The organism is Marinospirillum alkaliphilum DSM 21637, assembly GCF_900119735.1.
In the GTDB taxonomy this organism is placed as follows: domain Bacteria; phylum Pseudomonadota; class Gammaproteobacteria; order Pseudomonadales; family Halomonadaceae; genus Marinospirillum; species Marinospirillum alkaliphilum.
The window spans coordinates 96,630-113,217 of the sequence record NZ_FPJW01000001.1; the positions used below are offsets into that span (position 1 = coordinate 96,630).

A 16,588-nucleotide genomic window follows, 5' to 3' on the forward strand; every position below is an offset into this window, starting at 1 on the left:
GTCGGATGGGGTTTTCGGAAAAACAGCAGCGGAATGAACGATGGTAAAAGTAAGAGACGATCAGCCCCTCCGGCCTGATGGCAGTGTTGATCTGGATCTCTGGTTAACCCACCTGCAGGAGGATGTGCAACTGGCACATCCCCAGCGTGTGCGGGAAGCCTGCGACCTGGCCGCCGAACTGGAACAACGGGCGGAGGCGGAAAACCGCCAGTGGTATGAAGGTGCCAGCAACCTGCGTACCGGTCTGGAAATGGCCGATATCCTCGGTGAGCTGCGCATGGATGATGACACTCTGATTGCTGCGATTCTGTACCGGGGTGTGCGTGAGGAACTGATTACCATCGACGCAGTGGAAAAACGTTTCGGCAAAACCGTGGCCAAGCTGATTGCCGGTGTACAGCAGATGGCTGCCATCAGCCAGATTCAGACCAGTGATGCGCCTGCGTTCGGTCAGAAGCAGAACCAGTTGGAGCAGTTGCGCAAGATGCTGGTGGCGGTGGTGGATGACGTGCGAGTGGCACTGATCAAGTTGGCCGAACGAACCTGTGCCCTGCGTCAGGTGAAAACAGCACCGCGTGACAAACGTCTGCGTGTGGCGCGGGAAGTGTTCGAGATTTATGCACCGCTGGCGCACCGCCTCGGCATCGGTCACATCAAGTGGGAGCTGGAAGACCTTTCGTTCCGTTATCTGGAAGAAGACAGCTACAAGTACATCGCCCGCCTGCTGGCAGAAAAACGCATGGATCGGGATGAGTACATCCAGCAGGTGATCCAGTCGCTGCATCAGGCCATCAAGGCGCAGGGCATTGATGGTGCCGACCTGCAAGGACGTGCCAAGCACATCTATTCGATCTGGCGCAAGATGAAGCGCAAAAAGATCGACTTTTCCCAGGTTTATGATGTGCGTGCGGTGCGAGTGCTGGTGCCGGAAGTACGGGATTGTTATGCCGTGCTGGGCATCGTGCATTCAATGTTCAAGCACATCCCCAACGAATTTGATGATTACATCGCCACCCCCAAGGAAAACGGTTACCGCTCCCTGCACACTGCAGTGATTGGCCCCGGCGGCAAGGTGCTGGAAGTGCAGATTCGTACCTTCTCCATGCATGATGAAGCCGAGCTGGGTGTGTGTGCGCATTGGCGTTACAAGGGCACTGATGCCAGTGGCAAGAGCAACGCCTACGAAGAAAAAATCGCCTGGCTGCGTCAGGTACTGGAATGGCACGAAGAAGTGGGGGATGCCACCGGTATCCGCGAAGAGCTGCAGAATGATGTGGCACCGGATCGCATTTATGTCTTCACCCCGGACGGCCATGTGGTGGACTTGCCGCAGGATGCCACCCCGATTGATTTTGCCTACCGGGTGCACACTGAAATCGGTCACCGTTGCCGGGGTGCCAAGATCAATGGCCGCATTGTACCGCTGAACTACGCCTTGAAAACCGGTGAGCAGGTGGAGATTCTCACCACTGCCGGAGAAGGGGGGCCCAGCCGTGACTGGCTTAATCCTTCCCTGGGTTACGTGCGCACTTCACGTTGCCGCGCCAAGATTCAGCACTGGTTCAAACTCCAGGACCGTGACAAGAACATTGATGAAGGTCGCCAACTGATCGAGAAGGAGTTCAAGCGCCTGGGGCTGGAAGGCCTGGACATGAGTGCACTGGCCCATGCCCTGAACCTGCATGAAGCGGCTGATCTTTATGCTGCATTGGGAGCCGGTGATCTGCGCGCAGGTCAGGTGTTGTCAATGGCGCAACACCTGTTTGGTGAAACCGAAGACGTGGATCAGTTGGATCGCCTGCTGACCCGTCCGGGCAGCCGCAAGGATCCGGGCAAGGATGACATCACCATTCTGGGTGTTGGTAATCTGATGACCCAGATGGCCAAGTGCTGCCAGCCGCTGCCGGGTGATGAAATCATTGGTTACATCACCATCGGGCGAGGTGTCACCATTCACCGCCATGACTGCACCAATGTCAATCAACTCCGGGCGGAAGATCCCAACCGCCTGGTGAATGTTGAATGGGGCACCAAAAAAACGCAGATGTACCCGGTGGAAATTCGCATCAAGGCCTGGGATCGCACCGGTCTGCTGCGTGACATCACCATGATTCTGGCCAATGAGCGGGTGAATGTGCTGTCGGTCAACACCCTGACTGACAAGAAGGAAAACCTCGCCAATATCCTGCTGACCCTGGAAGTATCCGGATTGGAAGCACTGGGGCAGGTGCTGAACAAAATCAGTCAGTTGCCCAACGTGGTGGATGTGCAGCGTTTTCGTCAGCATGCCAAACATGAGGAAAAGCGTTGAGTGCCCGTTATCACCTGGAAGACCTGCTGTTGTTGATGGCGCGCTTGCGTGATCCGCAGCAGGGTTGCCCCTGGGATCTGAAGCAGACCTGGCAAAGCATTGTGCCGCATACGCTGGAAGAAGCTTATGAAGTGGCAGAGTGCATTGAGCAGGGTGATTATGATCACCTGAAGGAAGAGCTGGGTGACCTGCTGTTTCAGGTGGTGTATTACGCCCGTTTTGCTGAAGAAGAAGGGCGTTATGATTTTGCTGACATCGTGGATGGCTTGACTGCCAAGCTGGTTCGCCGCCATCCGCATGTGTTCCCTGACGGCACCCTGCAGAGCAGCAGCGCAGGTGATGCCAGCCAGATAGACACTGCAGCAGTGAAAAGCCGCTGGGAAGCCATCAAGGCCGAGGAGCGTCAGCAAAAACAGCAGGCTGAGTCGGTGTTGGATGGTGTGCCACAAGCCCTGCCCGCCATCACCCGTGCCCTGAAGCTGCAAAAACGTGCTGCTACGGTGGGTTTTGACTGGGGTGATCCACTGGCTGTGCTGGACAAGCTGGAAGAAGAGCTGGCAGAAATCCGCGAAGCTCTGGCCGGTGGTGATGCCCAGCAGGTGTTGGATGAAACCGGTGATTTCATTTTTGCTGCGGTGAATCTGGCACGTCACCTGAAGATTGACCCGGAAGCCGCAGTGCGCAGCACCAACCGCAAGTTTGAGCAGCGTTTTCGGGTGGTGGAAGCCCTCTGTGCCGAGCAGGGACAAGCGCTGACAGTTGCCCGACAGGAAGATCCCGCTACTCGCATCGATCTGCAACAGCTGGAAGCCTTCTGGCAGGAAGCCAAGCGCCGTGAGCGCCAGGAACAGGCTGATGAAACTTTCCCTTAAAGGCTGGATTCTTTTTGGCTGTTTTTTACCTCTCTGGTTGCTGGTGCTGGTGCTGGGGCTGGGTGGCTGGCTGCTGAAAAACCACTTTGATGCCATGGACCGGCAGATGCTGGAACGCGGGCAGTTGACGCTTAAACATCTGGGACCATCGCTGGTCAACAGTCTGGCGGAGACGGATCGCAGCAGCCAGATTCCACGTTTGCGGCAACTGGTTGATCAACTGCTGGAAGCCCCGGATGTGCGTGCCTTTTCCCTTTATGATCATCGTCAGACCAGCCTGCTGCATGCCGGGCCCAGTATGCGCAGCCTTGAGCTGAATCCGGATGCCCGCTGGAATCGGGAATCAGTGACAGCAGTTGAGCGGGAAACCGTGCGCTTTATTGAACCCCTTTATGCACTGCCGACACAGCGTTTGCGTCCGGGTGAAAACAATCCGCTGGTGGGCTGGGCAGAACTGGAGCTGAATCGCAGTTCAGTGTTGTTGGACAAGTACCGCTTACTGCTGCTGGGTGGTGGTCTGGTAACGGGGTTGCTGTTGTTTAGCCTGATGTTGACCCATCTGCTGGTGCAGCACCTGCAGCGCTATCTGGAACAGATGGGTGTCAATCTGCAGCGGTTTGCCGAAGGTGAATCCCTGCAACAGGCTGATACTGAGGCTGTGGTTGAATTGAACCAGTTGCAGCAGGCAGTGCACAGCATGGCTGAAGTTGTGCAGCAGCGAGAAGCCAGTTATCGCCAGGCGATAGAAGAAACCCGCGAAGATGCCCAGCGCAGTCTGGAAACCATTGAAATCAAGAACATCGAACTGGATCGTGCACGCAAGGATGCCTTGCAGGCCAGTCGCATCAAATCCGAGTTTCTGGCCAACATGAGCCATGAAATCCGCACCCCCTTAAATGGCATCATCGGCTTTTCCAATCTCTTGTCCCGCACCCGGCTGGAGTCCCGCCAGAAGGAATACCTGACGCATATCCTTGGGGCGTCGGAAACCATGCTTGGCATCATCAATGACATTCTTGATTTTTCCAAGATCGAGGCAGGCATGATGGTGCTGGAAGAAGTGCCGATTGATCTGCGGGAATTGCTGGCAGATAGCCTTTCACTGCAGGCTCCCCATGCCCATCGTCAGGGGCTGGAATTGCTGGGGCTGGTGTATGACGATGTGCCCGCCGTGGTGCGTGGTGATCCGCTGCGCCTCAAGCAGTTATTGGGTAACCTGGTCAGTAATGCACTGAAATTCACCGGGCAGGGTGAAGTGGTGGTGCGCATCATGCTGGATGATGAAAAAGAAGGGGCTGCCGTCGATCTGCAACCGGGTAAAAGTTGTCGCCTGCGTTTTGCTGTCAGTGATACCGGCATCGGTCTGAGTGAGCCCCAACGCCAGAAGCTTTTTCGGGCCTTTACTCAGGCGGATGCCAGTCAGGCTCGCCAGTTTGGCGGCACAGGACTGGGGTTGGCGATCTGCAAGCAGCTGGTGCAGCAGATGGGTGGCGATATCGATCTGGAGAGTGCTGAGGGTGTGGGCTCCACCTTCTGGTTCAGCTTGCCGATGCAGCTGCTGGACATGCCACCGGAAGCTCAGCCCTGGTTGACCGGCAAAACTTTTGGGGTGCTGGAAACACACCGTTTAACCAATCAGTCCTGGTGCCACCTGTTGCGCAGTTGGGGTGCTCAGGTACTGGCCTGGGACAGCCCGGAAAAAATGCTGCAGGCAGTGGCAGATGAACCACAGCTGCAGGCTGTGGTGATTGGCCTCAGTGCCCGCCAGGCTGCTTCACCACTATGGCTGGATGCCATCGGTCAACTGCATACCAGAAAAATGGCAGGGTTATTACTGGTGAACAGCTCGGAAGCCGAAATTCATCAGCGTCTGCGTCAGGCTGGTGGATTGCATCTGCTGACCAAACCCTTGTTACCCAAGCGTTTTTGTGAAGCGCTCAAGTCTGTGATGGAGCAGCGAAAGTTTCCTGATCAGGGATTGTTGACACTGACCACGCAGCAACCCGCTACACAGAAGCAGCCCGTGATTCTGGCTGTTGATGACACGCCATCCAACCTGCTGCTGTTGGTGACGCTGTTGGAGCAGTTAGGGTTTGCCACCCTGCAGGCTAAAAATGGTGTGGAAGCGCTGGAGCTGGTACAGCAGCAGGTGGTGGATCTGGTATTGATGGATATCCAGATGCCGGAAATGAATGGTGTACAGGCGACCCGTCATATCCGTAGGCTGGGCCAGAGCTGGCGCACCCTGCCGGTGATAGCCCTGACGGCCCATGCGGTGGCGGAAGAAAGGGAAAAATGGCTGGAAGCCGGCATCAATGATGTACTGATCAAGCCTCTGGATGAACGCCAACTGGTTGACCTGTTACAGCGCTGGCTGGGTGATCGTTACCAGACACCGGGCTTGCCCGTTTTGCCGGAACCCAATCACTCCGAAGAAGCCTGGCAGACCTGTCCGGTGGATCGTGAGCTGGGCATCAAGCTGGCAGCAGGACGAACCGAGCTGGCTGATGAATTGCTGGCAATGTTGCTGAGCTCACTGCAGCAGAGCCGTGATGCCATTGAAGCAGCTCTGCGTCAGCAGAATGATCAGAGCCTGCTGGATGCCGTGCATCGCCTGCATGGTGCCAGTCGTTATTGTGGTGTGCCGGATCTGGCGCAGACCACCGAAGCCCTGGAAACCCAGCTCAAGGCCGGACAACAGCAACTGGTGGCCCGCAGCCTGGAGCAACTGTTTTATGAAATTGACCGGTTGCAGGATTGGAAGGAGCGGGAGTATCGCACCGACTGGCACCAGGACGGTTAATCCGGGAAGGTTGGCTGCAGGCAGCGAATCAACCAACTGACCTTATGAAAGGTTTCTTCATATTCAGTCTGACCATCCGAGTCAGCCACCAGCCCACCCCCGCCCCATACATGCAGTTGGTTGTCACTGGCAATAAAGGTGCGGATGGCAATGTTGAAGTCCATCCGGCCGCTGCGATCCAGGTAACCGATGCTGCCGCAGTAGATGCTGCGTCGGCAAGGTTCCAGTGTCTCGATGATTTCCATCGCCCGCAACTTGGGTGCACCGGTGATGGAACCACCGGGAAAACATGCCTGCAGCAGATCCAGTGGATGTTTTCCCGGTGCCAGTTGTCCGGTCACATGGCTGACCAGATGATGCACATTGGTGTGGCTTTCCAGTGCAAAAAGTTGTGGTACGCGAATGCTGCCCGGTTCACACACCCGCCCCAGATCATTGCGCAGCAGATCCACAATCATCAGGTTTTCGGCCCGGTCCTTGGCACTGTGCAGCAGTTCATCGCGGTAGTGCTGGTCTTCTTCGGGTGTTTGTCCGCGCGGGCGGGTGCCCTTGATCGGGCGGGTTTCCACCCGGCCATCAGGCTCGGCCAGCAGGAAGCGCTCTGGTGACAGTGACAGCAGGGCTTTGTCCTGCCATTGCATGAAGGCAGCCCAGGGAGCATTGATGTCGCTGCGAAGTTGTTGCCAGGCCTGGTAGAGGCTGCCTTTATAAGAAGCGGTGAAACGCTGCGCCAGATTGACCTGGTAAGCATCACCGCTGCGCAACCAGGCCTGCACTTGCTCAAAATGTTCCAGATAGGCCTGGTGTGAAAGATTGCTGACAAAAGGGTTGGTCAGCTGGAAATCCGCTTCATCTGCTACTTGAATAGGGCTTGCCTGCAGGTGTTGCAGCAGTTGTTCAGCCAGTTCGGGATTAAAACTGCCAACCAGCCAGGTCTGTTGCAGTTGGTGATCGGTCACCAGTGCCCAGGGATAAAGCCCCATGCGAATCAAAGGCAGTGCCAGATCATCTTCAGCCTGTTGCGGCAGCTGTTCAAACAACCTGCCAGCGTCATAACTCCAGTAACCCATCCAGCCGCCAGTGAAAGGCAGGTGCTGGATCTCCGGTGCTGTCAGTGGCGGCAGTGGCTGGCGCAGTTTTTCCAGTAACAACAACTCGGCTGCAGAATGAATTTCAAGCACTTCGGTGGGTGTCGCGCAGGCTATCGAAAAGCGCCCGGCGTTGTCTGATGGATGGCAGGAGTCCAGCAATATCGGATCAGGCAGGTGACGTACGGCATGCAGCAGTTCGGTCGCAGAAGCATAAGGCAGTAGTTGTGCCTTTGTGGATGCAGAAACCTTGTTGCTCATCAGAAAAAAGCCCGGGTTGTTGACACTTTGAGAAAGCTAGGGTGAAGCGTGACTGATGAGTTCAAGATAAAATCCTTTATTAACAATGCTTTGAATTTCATGGCCTGATTTTTAGACTAAGGTGTGTGTTGACCTGTCTGGGGTAGGTGTCTACAGTGCTGAATCAATCAAAGATTGTCGACAATGTTGGGTCTGTGCAATGTTGAGCCCAGTAATAAACCTGCACCAGTAATAAACCTGCAAGAGTGCACATGTGAACCGTCAGGCCAAAATGATAAACGATTCCGACCTTGATGAGCAGTTATCTGCACTGGATTCCACTGCAGAGCTGCAAAGTGAGCCCGTGGATGGGCGCACCCTGGCGGATCGGGTGTTTGAAGAAATTCAGGATGCCATTGTCACCGGCAGCATTGCACCCGGCACCAAAATCACTGAGCCAGGTCTGGCCAAACAGTATGGCATCTCTCGTGGTCCCTTGCGGGAAGCCATGCGGCGGCTGGAAGGTCGGCACCTGGTTACGCGTATTCCTCATATCGGTGCTCGTGTGGTATCCCTGTCGCTGGAAGAGCTGCTGGAGCTTTATGAAGTGCGTGAAGCCATGGAAGGAATGGCTTGTCGCCTGGCAGCCCGGCAGATGCCGCAGGTTGAAATCGACAGCCTCAAGGCGTTGCTGCAAAAACACGAACAACAAGCTGAGCTGCAGGAAAACATTGCCTATTACCAGAAAGAAGGCGATCTGGATTTCCACTATCGCATTGTGCTGGGCAGCGGCAACAAAAAGCTGATGGAATTGTTGTGTGGTGAGCTCTACTACCTGGTACGCATGTACCGTTACCGCTTCAGTGCCACCAGTGGCCGCCCACAACGTGCCTTCACCGAACACCACCGCATCGTGGATGCCATTGAGCAGCGCGATGAGGAACTGGCTGAAATGCTGATGCGTCGGCACATCCGTGCCTCACGCGACAACGTTGAACAGCGCCTGCGGGAAGCCGCCGGACAAACCACCCCTGAAAACCGGATTTTGAACAAGAGGAAGCAGACATGACCCAGAAACTGACCGCTGGTGGCCGTTTTCGCAAGGCCCTGAAAGACAACAACCCGCTGCAGATTGTTGGCACCATCAATGCCTACCACGCCATGATGGCGACCCGCGTGGGTCATCAGGCCATTTACCTGTCCGGTGGTGGTGTTGCCAATGCCTCTTATGGTCTGCCGGATCTGGGCATGACCAGCATGAATGACGTACTGGAAGACGTGCGCCGCATCACCAGCGCCGTGGAAACCCCGCTGCTGGTGGATATCGACACCGGTTGGGGTGGTGCCTTTAACATGGCGCGTGCCGTGAAAGAGATGATCAAGGCCGGTGCAGCAGCTGTGCACCTGGAAGATCAGGTGCAGCAGAAGCGTTGTGGTCACCGTCCCAACAAGGAAATCGTTTCCCTGCAGGAGATGGTGGATCGCGTGAAGGCTGCCGTGGATGCCCGTACCGATGACGACTTCTTTATCATTGCCCGTACTGATGCCTTCCAGATGGAAGGTCTGAATGCTGCCGTTGAACGTGCCCAGGCCTGTCTGGAAGCCGGTGCTGACGGTATCTTTGCTGAAGCCGTACACACCCTGGAAGACTACAAGGCCTTTGCTGACGGCATCAAGGGTGCTCACCTGCTGGCCAACATCACCGAATTCGGTGCCACGCCACTGTTCAACAAAAAAGAGCTGGCAGAAAACGGTGCCACCATGGTGCTTTACCCCCTGTCCGCCTTCCGTGCCGCCAACAAGGCTGCCCTGAATGTATTCCAGCACCTGCTGGATGACGGTGACCAGAAGGCGGTGGTGGATACCATGCAAACCCGCATGGAACTTTACGATTTCCTGAACTACCACGACTTTGAGCAGAAGCTGGACCAGCTGTTTGCCCAGGGTAAGAACAAATAAAAGTCGTCGAAGAATAACGAGGAGTATCCGATGTCCGAGAACAACTCAAACCTGCCCAAGCCGAAGAAGTCTGTTGCCCTGTCTGGCACTGCTGCCGGTAATACCGAACTGTGTACTGTGGGTCGTAACGGTAACGAGCTGCACTACCGGGGTTACAACATTCTGGACCTGGCTGAGCAGTGTGAATTTGAAGAAGTGGCTTACCTGCTGGTGCACGGCAAGCTGCCGACCCAGGCTGAACTGACCGCTTATAAAACCAAACTAAAAGCCCTGCGTGGCCTGCCAGCTGCGGTGAAAGTGGCACTGGAACAACTGCCGCCTTCTGCCCATCCGATGGATGTGATGCGTACCGGTGTCTCAGTGCTGGGTTGTGTCAAGCCTGAGAAGGACGATCACAACCACCCGGATGCCCGTGATATCGCTGACAAGCTGATGGCCTGCCAGGGTTCCATGCTGCTCTACTGGTACCACTTTGCTTACAACGGCAAGCGCATTGATGTGGAAACCGATGATGACTCCATCGGTGGTCACTTCCTGCACCTGCTGCACGGCGAAAAGCCGCGTGAATCCTGGGTTCGTGCCATGCACACCTCGCTGATTCTGTATGCAGAGCATGAGTTCAATGCCTCCACCTTCACCAGCCGTGTGATTGCCGGTACCGGTTCTGACTTCTACAGCTGCATTGCCGGTGCCATTGGTGCCCTGCGTGGTCCGAAACACGGTGGTGCCAACGAAGTGGCTTTTGAAATCCAGAAGCGCTACGACAACCCGGACCAGGCTGAAGCCGATATCCGCGAGCGTGTGGGTCGTAAAGAAGTGGTGATCGGTTTTGGTCACCCGGTTTACACCGTCTCTGATCCCCGCAACGTGGTGATCAAAAAGGTCGCCAAAGAACTGTCAGAAGAACAGCAGAACACCAAGATGTACGACATTGCTGAGCGTCTGGAGTCGACCATGTGGGAAATCAAGAAGATGTTCCCCAACCTCGACTGGTTCTCTGCGGTGAGCTACCACATGATGGGTGTACCGACTGACATGTTCACCCCGCTGTTTGTGATCTCCCGCACCTCCGGCTGGAGCGCCCACGCCATTGAACAGCGCATCGACGGCAAAATCATCCGTCCCAGCGCCAACTATGTGGGTGAAGACTGCCGTCCGGTGCCGCCGATCAACGCGCGCAGTTAAACGGTTTCAGTGGGTGGCGGTCACACTTGCCAGTTTGTCGCCACTCACTGCTTTTTCAGCTTTAGATGCTGTTGTTGCTGATCCCCTTTGCCTGATGATGAGCTGCCATGAATACAGAATTCCGCAAACCCCTTCCCGGTACCAGCCTTGACTACTTCGACACCCGTGCGGCGGTTGAAGCCATCCAGCCCGGTGCTTATGAAACCCTGCCTTACACCTCCCGTGTACTGGCCGAACAGCTGGTGCGCCGCTGTGAACCCGAAGACCTGACCGATGCGCTGAAACAGCTGATCGAGCGCAAGCAGGAGCTGGACTTCCCCTGGTATCCCGCCCGCGTGGTGTGCCACGACATTCTGGGTCAGACCGCTCTGGTGGATCTGGCCGGTCTGCGTGATGCCATCGCTGAAAAAGGCGGTGATCCATCCAAGGTCAACCCGGTGGTACCCACCCAGCTGATTGTTGACCACTCGCTGGCTGTGGAAGCGCCCGGTTTTGATCCGGATGCCTTTGAAAAGAACCGTGCCATTGAAGACCGTCGTAACGAAGACCGTTTCCACTTCATCGAGTGGACCAAAACCGCATTCAAAAACGTCGACGTGATTCCTGCCGGTAACGGCATCATGCACCAGATCAACCTGGAGAAGATGTCTCCGGTGATTCAGGCGCGTGATGGTGTGGCTTTCCCCGATACCTGTGTCGGTACGGACTCCCACACCCCGCACGTGGATGCACTGGGTGTGATTGCCATCGGTGTCGGTGGTCTGGAAGCCGAAACCGTGATGCTGGGTCTGCCTTCCATGATGCGCCTGCCGGACATCGTTGGTGTGGAGCTGGTGGGCAAGCGTCAGCCCGGCATCACTGCCACGGATATCGTCCTGGCCCTGACCGAATTCCTGCGCAAGGAGCGAGTCGTCGGTGCTTATCTGGAGTTCTTCGGTGAAGGCGCTTCCAGCCTGTCCATCGGTGACCGCGCCACCATCGCCAACATGACACCGGAATACGGTGCAACAGCAGGCATGTTCTACATTGATGAACAGACCATTGACTACCTGAAGCTGACCGGTCGTGAGCCGGAACAGGTGGCACTGGTGGAAAACTACGCCAAAACCACAGGCCTGTGGGCCGACAGCCTGAGCAAGGCCCAGTACCCACGCGTATTGAAGTTTGACCTGTCCAGCGTGGTTCGCACCATGGCCGGTCCTTCCAACCCGCATGCCCGTGTCTCCACCAGTGACCTGGCGGCCAAAGGCATTGCCGGTAACCTGGACGCAGCACGCAAGCAGGAAGAACAGGGCCTGATGCCCGATGGCGCAGTGATCATTGCGGCCATCACCTCCTGTACCAACACCTCCAACCCGCGCAACGTGGTAGCGGCCGGTCTGCTGGCGAAAAAAGCCAACGAACTGGGTCTGGTCCGCAAGCCCTGGGTTAAATCTTCCTTTGCGCCTGGCTCCAAAGTCGCCCGCCTGTACCTGGAAGAAGCCGGTCTGCTGCCTGAACTGGAAAAACTCGGTTTTGGTATCGTGGCTTATGCCTGCACCACCTGCAACGGCATGTCCGGTGCACTGGACCCGAAAATCCAGCAGGAAATCATCGACCGTGACCTGTACGCCACGGCGGTGCTGTCCGGTAACCGTAACTTTGATGGCCGCATTCACCCCTACGCCAAGCAGGCCTTCCTGGCATCACCGCCGCTGGTGGTGGCCTACGCCATTGCTGGTACCATCCGTTTTGATATCGAAAAAGATGTGCTGGGCATCGACAAGAATGGCAAGCCAGTGACACTGAAGGACATCTGGCCATCGGATGAAGAAATTGATGCACTGGTAAAAACCAGCGTGAAGCCTGAGCAGTTCAAGCAGATCTACATCCCGATGTTTGATCTGGACAAGGGTGAAGCTGCCAAGAGCCCGCTGTATGACTGGCGTCCGATGTCCACCTACATCCGTCGTCCGCCTTACTGGGAAGGTGCTCTGGCCGGTGAGCGCACCATGAAAGGCATGCGTCCGCTGGCCATCCTGCCGGACAACATCACCACCGACCACCTGTCACCGTCCAACGCCATCATGATGGACTCTGCCGCCGGTGAATACCTGCACAAGATGGGCGTGCCGGAAGAAGACTTCAACTCTTACGCCACTCACCGTGGTGATCACCTGACTGCTCAGCGTGCCACCTTCGCCAACCCGAAGCTGATCAACGAAATGGCCGTAGTGGATGGCAAGGTAAAACAGGGTTCACTGGCTCGGGTGGAACCGGAAGGCAAGGTCATGCGCATGTGGGAAGCGATTGAAACCTACATGGAACGCAAACAACCGCTGATTATTGTGGCCGGTGCGGATTATGGTCAGGGCTCTTCCCGTGACTGGGCAGCCAAGGGTGTACGTCTGGCGGGTGTGGAAGTGATTGCTGCCGAAGGTTTTGAGCGCATTCACCGCACCAACCTGATCGGTATGGGTGTGCTGCCGCTGCAGTTTGAAGCTGGCACCACCCGCAAGACTCTGGGTCTGGACGGTACTGAAACCTACGACGTTGAAGGCGAGCTGGCACCCCGTGGCACCATGACCCTGGTCATCAATCGCAAGAATGGTGAACAGGTCAAAGTCCCCATGCTCTGCCGTCTGGATACCGCTGCTGAAGTCCGCGTTTACAAAGCCGGTGGTGTATTACAACGCTTCGCCCAGGATTTCCTGGAAGGTAGTGTTTAAATCACCCTGCTCTGATTTTTGAGCTGGGTACGGGGCATGTCTGTTCGGACACGCCGTGAACCCTTCCCTGGGGGCTCGCTGTTGCATCTGACTGCCATGGATGGCAGAAATGTCGCAAACGCAGGAGCAGTATTGCGACCATGGCAACAGGCGGTCCGCCCAGAAACGTCCCCGCACCCATCCCGCGCTGGTTTTCTGGCGCGGTTACTTTTTTTAAGGAGCCTAATGATGTCCAGTGTTCCCCAGATTAAAATCCCCGCCACCTATATGCGTGGCGGTACTTCCAAGGGTGTGTTTTTCAGCCTGACCGACCTGCCCGAAGTGGCGCAGGTGCCGGGCGAAGCGCGTGACAAGATTCTGCAGCGGGTGATCGGCAGTCCTGATCCTTATGGTCAGCAGATTGACGGCATGGGTGGTGCCACCTCCAGCACTTCCAAAACCGTGATTCTGGCCAAAAGTGAACAGCCGGATCACGACGTGGATTACCTGTTTGGTCAGGTCGCCATCAATAAAGCCTTTGTCGACTGGTCCGGTAACTGCGGTAACCTCACCGGTGCCGTGGGTGCCTTTGCCATCAGCAAGGGGTTGGTGGATGCTTCACGCATTCCGGAAAACGGCATCTGCACCGTGCGTATCTGGCAGAAGAACATCGGTAAAACCATCATTGCCCATGTGCCCATCACCAATGGCGAAGTTCAGGAGACGGGTGACTTTGAGTTGGATGGCGTGACCTTCCCGGCCGCCGAGGTGGTGATCGAGTTCATGGACCCCGCCGATGGTGAAGGCTCGATGTTCCCCACCGGCAATGTAGTGGATGAGCTGGAAGTGCCTGGCATCGGTACCTTCAAAGCCACCATGATCAACTCCGGTATTCCGACCATTTTTGTCAATGCCGCTGATATCGGTTACACCGGTACCGAGCTGCAGAAGGACATCAACTCGGATGCCGAGGCGCTGGCAAAATTTGAAACCATGCGTGCTTACGGCGCGGTGAAGATGGGTCTGATCAAGGATATCTCCGAAGCCGCTGCCCGTCAGCACACCCCCAAGATCGCCTTTGTTGCCCCGGCCACAGACTATGTCACCTCCAGTGGTAAAAACCTGCAAGCCGGTGACATTGACCTTTGTGTTCGTGCGCTCTCCATGGGCAAGCTGCATCACGCCATGATGGGAACGGCTTCTGTGGCGATTGCCACGGCCGCCGCTGTGCCCGGCACACTGGTGAACCTGGCTGCCGGTGGCGGAGAGCGGGATGCCGTGACCTTCGGTCATCCTTCCGGCACCCTGCGCGTCGGTGCCGCGGCTGCATTGGTGGACGGTGAATGGACCGCCACCAAAGCGGTGATGAGCCGCAGTGCGCGGGTACTGATGGAAGGCTGGGTGCGCATTCCCGGTGATAGTTTCTAAGCCTTGTTTTGTTGATATGCCCAGTTGAAAGCTGGCAATGAAAACCGCCTGACACTGAAGTGTCAGGCGGTTTTTTTATGGCTGTTTCCACTTCGCCCGGTAAGTCACTCGCTGAGTGTGCGGTGAACGGCAGGCCTGGCTGCTATAGTGATTCCATCAGGTCAACCAGTTGTGGAGCATGCCATGAGCAATAGTCTGAACCCGGTGCAACAAGACGGTGAACATATCAGTAAACCCTGCCCGGCCGTTGCACTGATCCTGCAGCCTCGAGTGGCTGACCTGGGTGGTTTTTCCGTGCGGCGGCTGTTACCCAGAGCCCAGCGCAAAATGGTGGGGCCGTGGATCTTTTTTGATGAAATGGGGCCGGCAGATTTTGCTGCCGGTCAGGGCATCAATGTGCGACCTCATCCTCACATCGGTATTGCCACGGTGACCTACCTGTTTGAAGGTGAGGTGCTGCATCGGGATTCAGTCGGCAGCTTGCAAACCATTCAGCCGGGCGATATCAACCTGATGGTGGCCGGGAAGGGCATCACACATTCCGAGCGGGAGCGACCGGAAACCACTCAGCAACCACATCACCTGCATGGCTTGCAGCTGTGGCTGGCATTGCCGGAGCAGGATGAAGAAACCGAACCGGCCTTTTTCCATTACCCAGCGGCAACCCTTCCTGCCCTGGATGTGCAGGGTGTGGCGGTTCGCGTCATGATTGGCAGTGCTTATGGTGTGACCTCTCCAGTGCAGACCTTTGCCACTACGCTTTATGTGGAGGCAGCTTTAAAAAAGGGTCAGCAACTGGTGTTGCCACAAGCCCGTGAACGGGCCGTTTATGTGGTTCAGGGTCGGGTGAAGGTGGATGACAATGAACTGACAGCTCATTCACTGGCGGTTTGTTCCGAACAACCGGATATCACACTGGAGGCGCTGGAGGCCAGTCGCATTGCCCTGATTGGTGGTGATCCGGTAGGACATCGATTTATTGAGTGGAATTTTGTTTCATCACGCAAGGAGCGGATTGAACAGGCCAAGGCAGACTGGCAAGACGGGCGTTTCCCGCTGGTGGCAGGTGATGAGCTGGAGTTTATTCCTCTGCCCGCAGCCCCATCATCCTGATCTGGATACCGGTTGATTTCAGCCCTTGCGCGCCGGGCAGAAGCTGGTTTGGCATTGCAGGTGATAGAGGCGTACGTTGGGGTCATCAAAAAAGGCCACTTCCCAGGGGTTCTTTTCGATGAAGGCATTTTTCACCGGTTCATAAATCGGGTGATCCACCGGTACTTCATGCGCTATGGCATCAATCAGGGTGTAGTTCCACTGAATCGCCTTGTCGAAGGTGAAGTTGGCGCGTTCATCAATGGCAAAACAGCAGGAAGGATTACGCTGCAACTGCTGAACCTTGAAGGTTGAGGGAAAGGAAATGATGAAAATGTCATCATCCCGGGTGGATAAAAACGCCATCACCGTGGTGTGGGGTTGCTCTGCAGTGCGGGTCACCAGCACACCGATCTTGTTGTCGCGCTGATCCGGGTCCAGTTGTGGCAGTGCGGTCAGCGGGGTGATCGGCAGTGGCTGCAGCGGGCGTTCATCTGCCGGGAAGGCATAACCGGGTGCACGGTGAGCCAGCACTTCACTGATACCATGCACCAGACTGAAATCACGACACTCCACCAGCAGCCGGTTGTCACTCAGCCGCTGCAACAGCTGTCCCTTGTAGGAAGTACGGTAAACCCGCAGCTCAGCATCATAACTGTCCACACCGGTGCGGTTATCCAGATGCAGGGTCAGCAGGTCTCCTGCCCGAAAATCATGGCCTTCCGGCAGCCATAACCTCAGTCGGAAATCCTCATCAAACCACACCTGCCCGATGTGCAGTTGAATCGGAGCAGTGGTTGGGTCTGCCGCATCGTCCCCGGCATAACTGGCAACCACGGTGATCACCGGGTCATGGATGGCATCGGACAGGGATAACAGCATGGCAGGCTCCGGAATCAGCATAGGTAGAGTGTGACTTACAT

11 protein-coding genes are annotated in these 16,588 nt (G+C 56.2%); 9 read left to right on the forward strand and 2 right to left on the reverse strand.

Annotated features, from left to right (window positions below; all coding sequences use genetic code 11):
• Positions 1 to 40 precede the first annotated feature (40 nt).
• Genes relA through BT114_RS00505 form a run of 3 tightly spaced genes read left to right on the forward strand, consistent with a single transcriptional unit; the run spans position 41 to position 5,986 of the window.
• Entirely contained in the window at positions 41 to 2,311 is a 2,271-nt protein-coding gene (gene relA / locus BT114_RS00495) for a GTP diphosphokinase (protein ID WP_072324364.1), read from the forward strand.
• The gene (gene mazG, locus BT114_RS00500; protein WP_218163427.1) at positions 2,308 to 3,183 is read left to right on the forward strand and encodes a nucleoside triphosphate pyrophosphohydrolase; all 876 of its coding nucleotides are present in this window, start codon (positions 2,308 to 2,310) and stop codon (positions 3,181 to 3,183) included. The genes relA and mazG overlap by 4 nt, the downstream gene beginning before the upstream one ends.
• On the forward strand, positions 3,167 to 5,986 hold the full coding sequence (locus BT114_RS00505; protein ID WP_072324365.1) for a response regulator: 2,820 nt from the start codon (positions 3,167 to 3,169) through the stop codon (positions 5,984 to 5,986). Before mazG ends, BT114_RS00505 begins: the two co-directional genes overlap by 17 nt.
• On the opposite strand, the gene pabB is transcribed toward BT114_RS00505, so the two are convergent.
• A complete protein-coding gene (pabB, locus tag BT114_RS00510) occupies positions 5,983 to 7,335 on the reverse strand; it encodes an aminodeoxychorismate synthase component I (RefSeq protein WP_072324366.1) in 1,353 nt (450 codons plus the stop codon). The genes BT114_RS00505 and pabB overlap by 4 nt on opposite strands.
• Positions 7,336 to 7,606: 271 nt before the next feature.
• Between pabB and BT114_RS00515 the strand changes: the two genes are divergently transcribed.
• The 6 genes from BT114_RS00515 to BT114_RS00540 all read left to right on the forward strand — a co-directional run bounded on the left by BT114_RS00515 (position 7,607) and on the right by BT114_RS00540 (position 15,686).
• Positions 7,607 to 8,383 carry a GntR family transcriptional regulator gene (locus BT114_RS00515; protein ID WP_084661828.1) on the forward strand — a complete coding sequence of 259 codons (777 nt, stop codon included), beginning with the start codon at positions 7,607 to 7,609 and terminating at the stop codon, positions 8,381 to 8,383.
• Complete coding sequence (gene prpB / locus BT114_RS00520) at positions 8,380 to 9,273, forward strand: methylisocitrate lyase (protein ID WP_072324367.1); 894 nt, start codon at positions 8,380 to 8,382, stop codon at positions 9,271 to 9,273. The genes BT114_RS00515 and prpB overlap by 4 nt, the downstream gene beginning before the upstream one ends.
• A gap of 30 nt (positions 9,274 to 9,303) precedes the next feature.
• Positions 9,304 to 10,458, forward strand: a complete 1,155-nt coding sequence (gene prpC, locus BT114_RS00525; RefSeq protein ID WP_072324368.1) for a bifunctional 2-methylcitrate synthase/citrate synthase — start codon at positions 9,304 to 9,306, stop codon at positions 10,456 to 10,458.
• A 107-nt stretch (positions 10,459 to 10,565) separates the two neighbouring features.
• Positions 10,566 to 13,166, forward strand: coding sequence for a Fe/S-dependent 2-methylisocitrate dehydratase AcnD (gene acnD / locus BT114_RS00530; protein WP_072324369.1), 2,601 nt, complete (start codon positions 10,566 to 10,568; stop codon positions 13,164 to 13,166).
• A gap of 228 nt (positions 13,167 to 13,394) precedes the next feature.
• Positions 13,395 to 14,573 carry a 2-methylaconitate cis-trans isomerase PrpF gene (gene prpF, locus BT114_RS00535; RefSeq protein WP_072324370.1) on the forward strand — a complete coding sequence of 393 codons (1,179 nt, stop codon included), beginning with the start codon at positions 13,395 to 13,397 and terminating at the stop codon, positions 14,571 to 14,573.
• 183 nt (positions 14,574 to 14,756) lie between these two features.
• Positions 14,757 to 15,686 (forward strand): pirin family protein, encoded by a 930-nt coding sequence (locus BT114_RS00540; protein ID WP_072324371.1) that lies wholly within the window; start codon positions 14,757 to 14,759, stop codon positions 15,684 to 15,686.
• 18 nt (positions 15,687 to 15,704) lie between these two features.
• Here BT114_RS00540 and BT114_RS00545 read toward each other — a convergent pair whose 3' ends face one another.
• Positions 15,705 to 16,547: a pyridoxamine 5'-phosphate oxidase family protein gene (locus BT114_RS00545; protein WP_143142737.1), complete on the reverse strand. Its 843-nt coding sequence runs from the start codon at positions 16,545 to 16,547 to the stop codon at positions 15,705 to 15,707.
• Positions 16,548 to 16,588: the final 41 nt, after the last annotated feature.

What these genes read in the sequence shown, in the direction of transcription:
- relA (WP_072324364.1), top strand. Translation starts at nt 41, where the DNA reads ATGGTAAAAGTAAGAGACGATCAGCCCCTCCGGCCTGATGGCAGTGTT.
- BT114_RS00505 (WP_072324365.1), top strand. Translation starts at nt 3,167, where the DNA reads ATGAAACTTTCCCTTAAAGGCTGGATTCTTTTTGGCTGTTTTTTACCT.
- pabB (WP_072324366.1), bottom strand. Translation starts at nt 7,335, where the DNA reads ATGAGCAACAAGGTTTCTGCATCCACAAAGGCACAACTACTGCCTTAT.
- BT114_RS00515 (WP_084661828.1), top strand. Translation starts at nt 7,607, where the DNA reads ATGATAAACGATTCCGACCTTGATGAGCAGTTATCTGCACTGGATTCC.
- prpB (WP_072324367.1), top strand. Translation starts at nt 8,380, where the DNA reads ATGACCCAGAAACTGACCGCTGGTGGCCGTTTTCGCAAGGCCCTGAAA.
- prpC (WP_072324368.1), top strand. Translation starts at nt 9,304, where the DNA reads ATGTCCGAGAACAACTCAAACCTGCCCAAGCCGAAGAAGTCTGTTGCC.
- acnD (WP_072324369.1), top strand. Translation starts at nt 10,566, where the DNA reads ATGAATACAGAATTCCGCAAACCCCTTCCCGGTACCAGCCTTGACTAC.
- prpF (WP_072324370.1), top strand. Translation starts at nt 13,395, where the DNA reads ATGTCCAGTGTTCCCCAGATTAAAATCCCCGCCACCTATATGCGTGGC.
- BT114_RS00540 (WP_072324371.1), top strand. Translation starts at nt 14,757, where the DNA reads ATGAGCAATAGTCTGAACCCGGTGCAACAAGACGGTGAACATATCAGT.
- BT114_RS00545 (WP_143142737.1), bottom strand. Translation starts at nt 16,547, where the DNA reads ATGCTGTTATCCCTGTCCGATGCCATCCATGACCCGGTGATCACCGTG.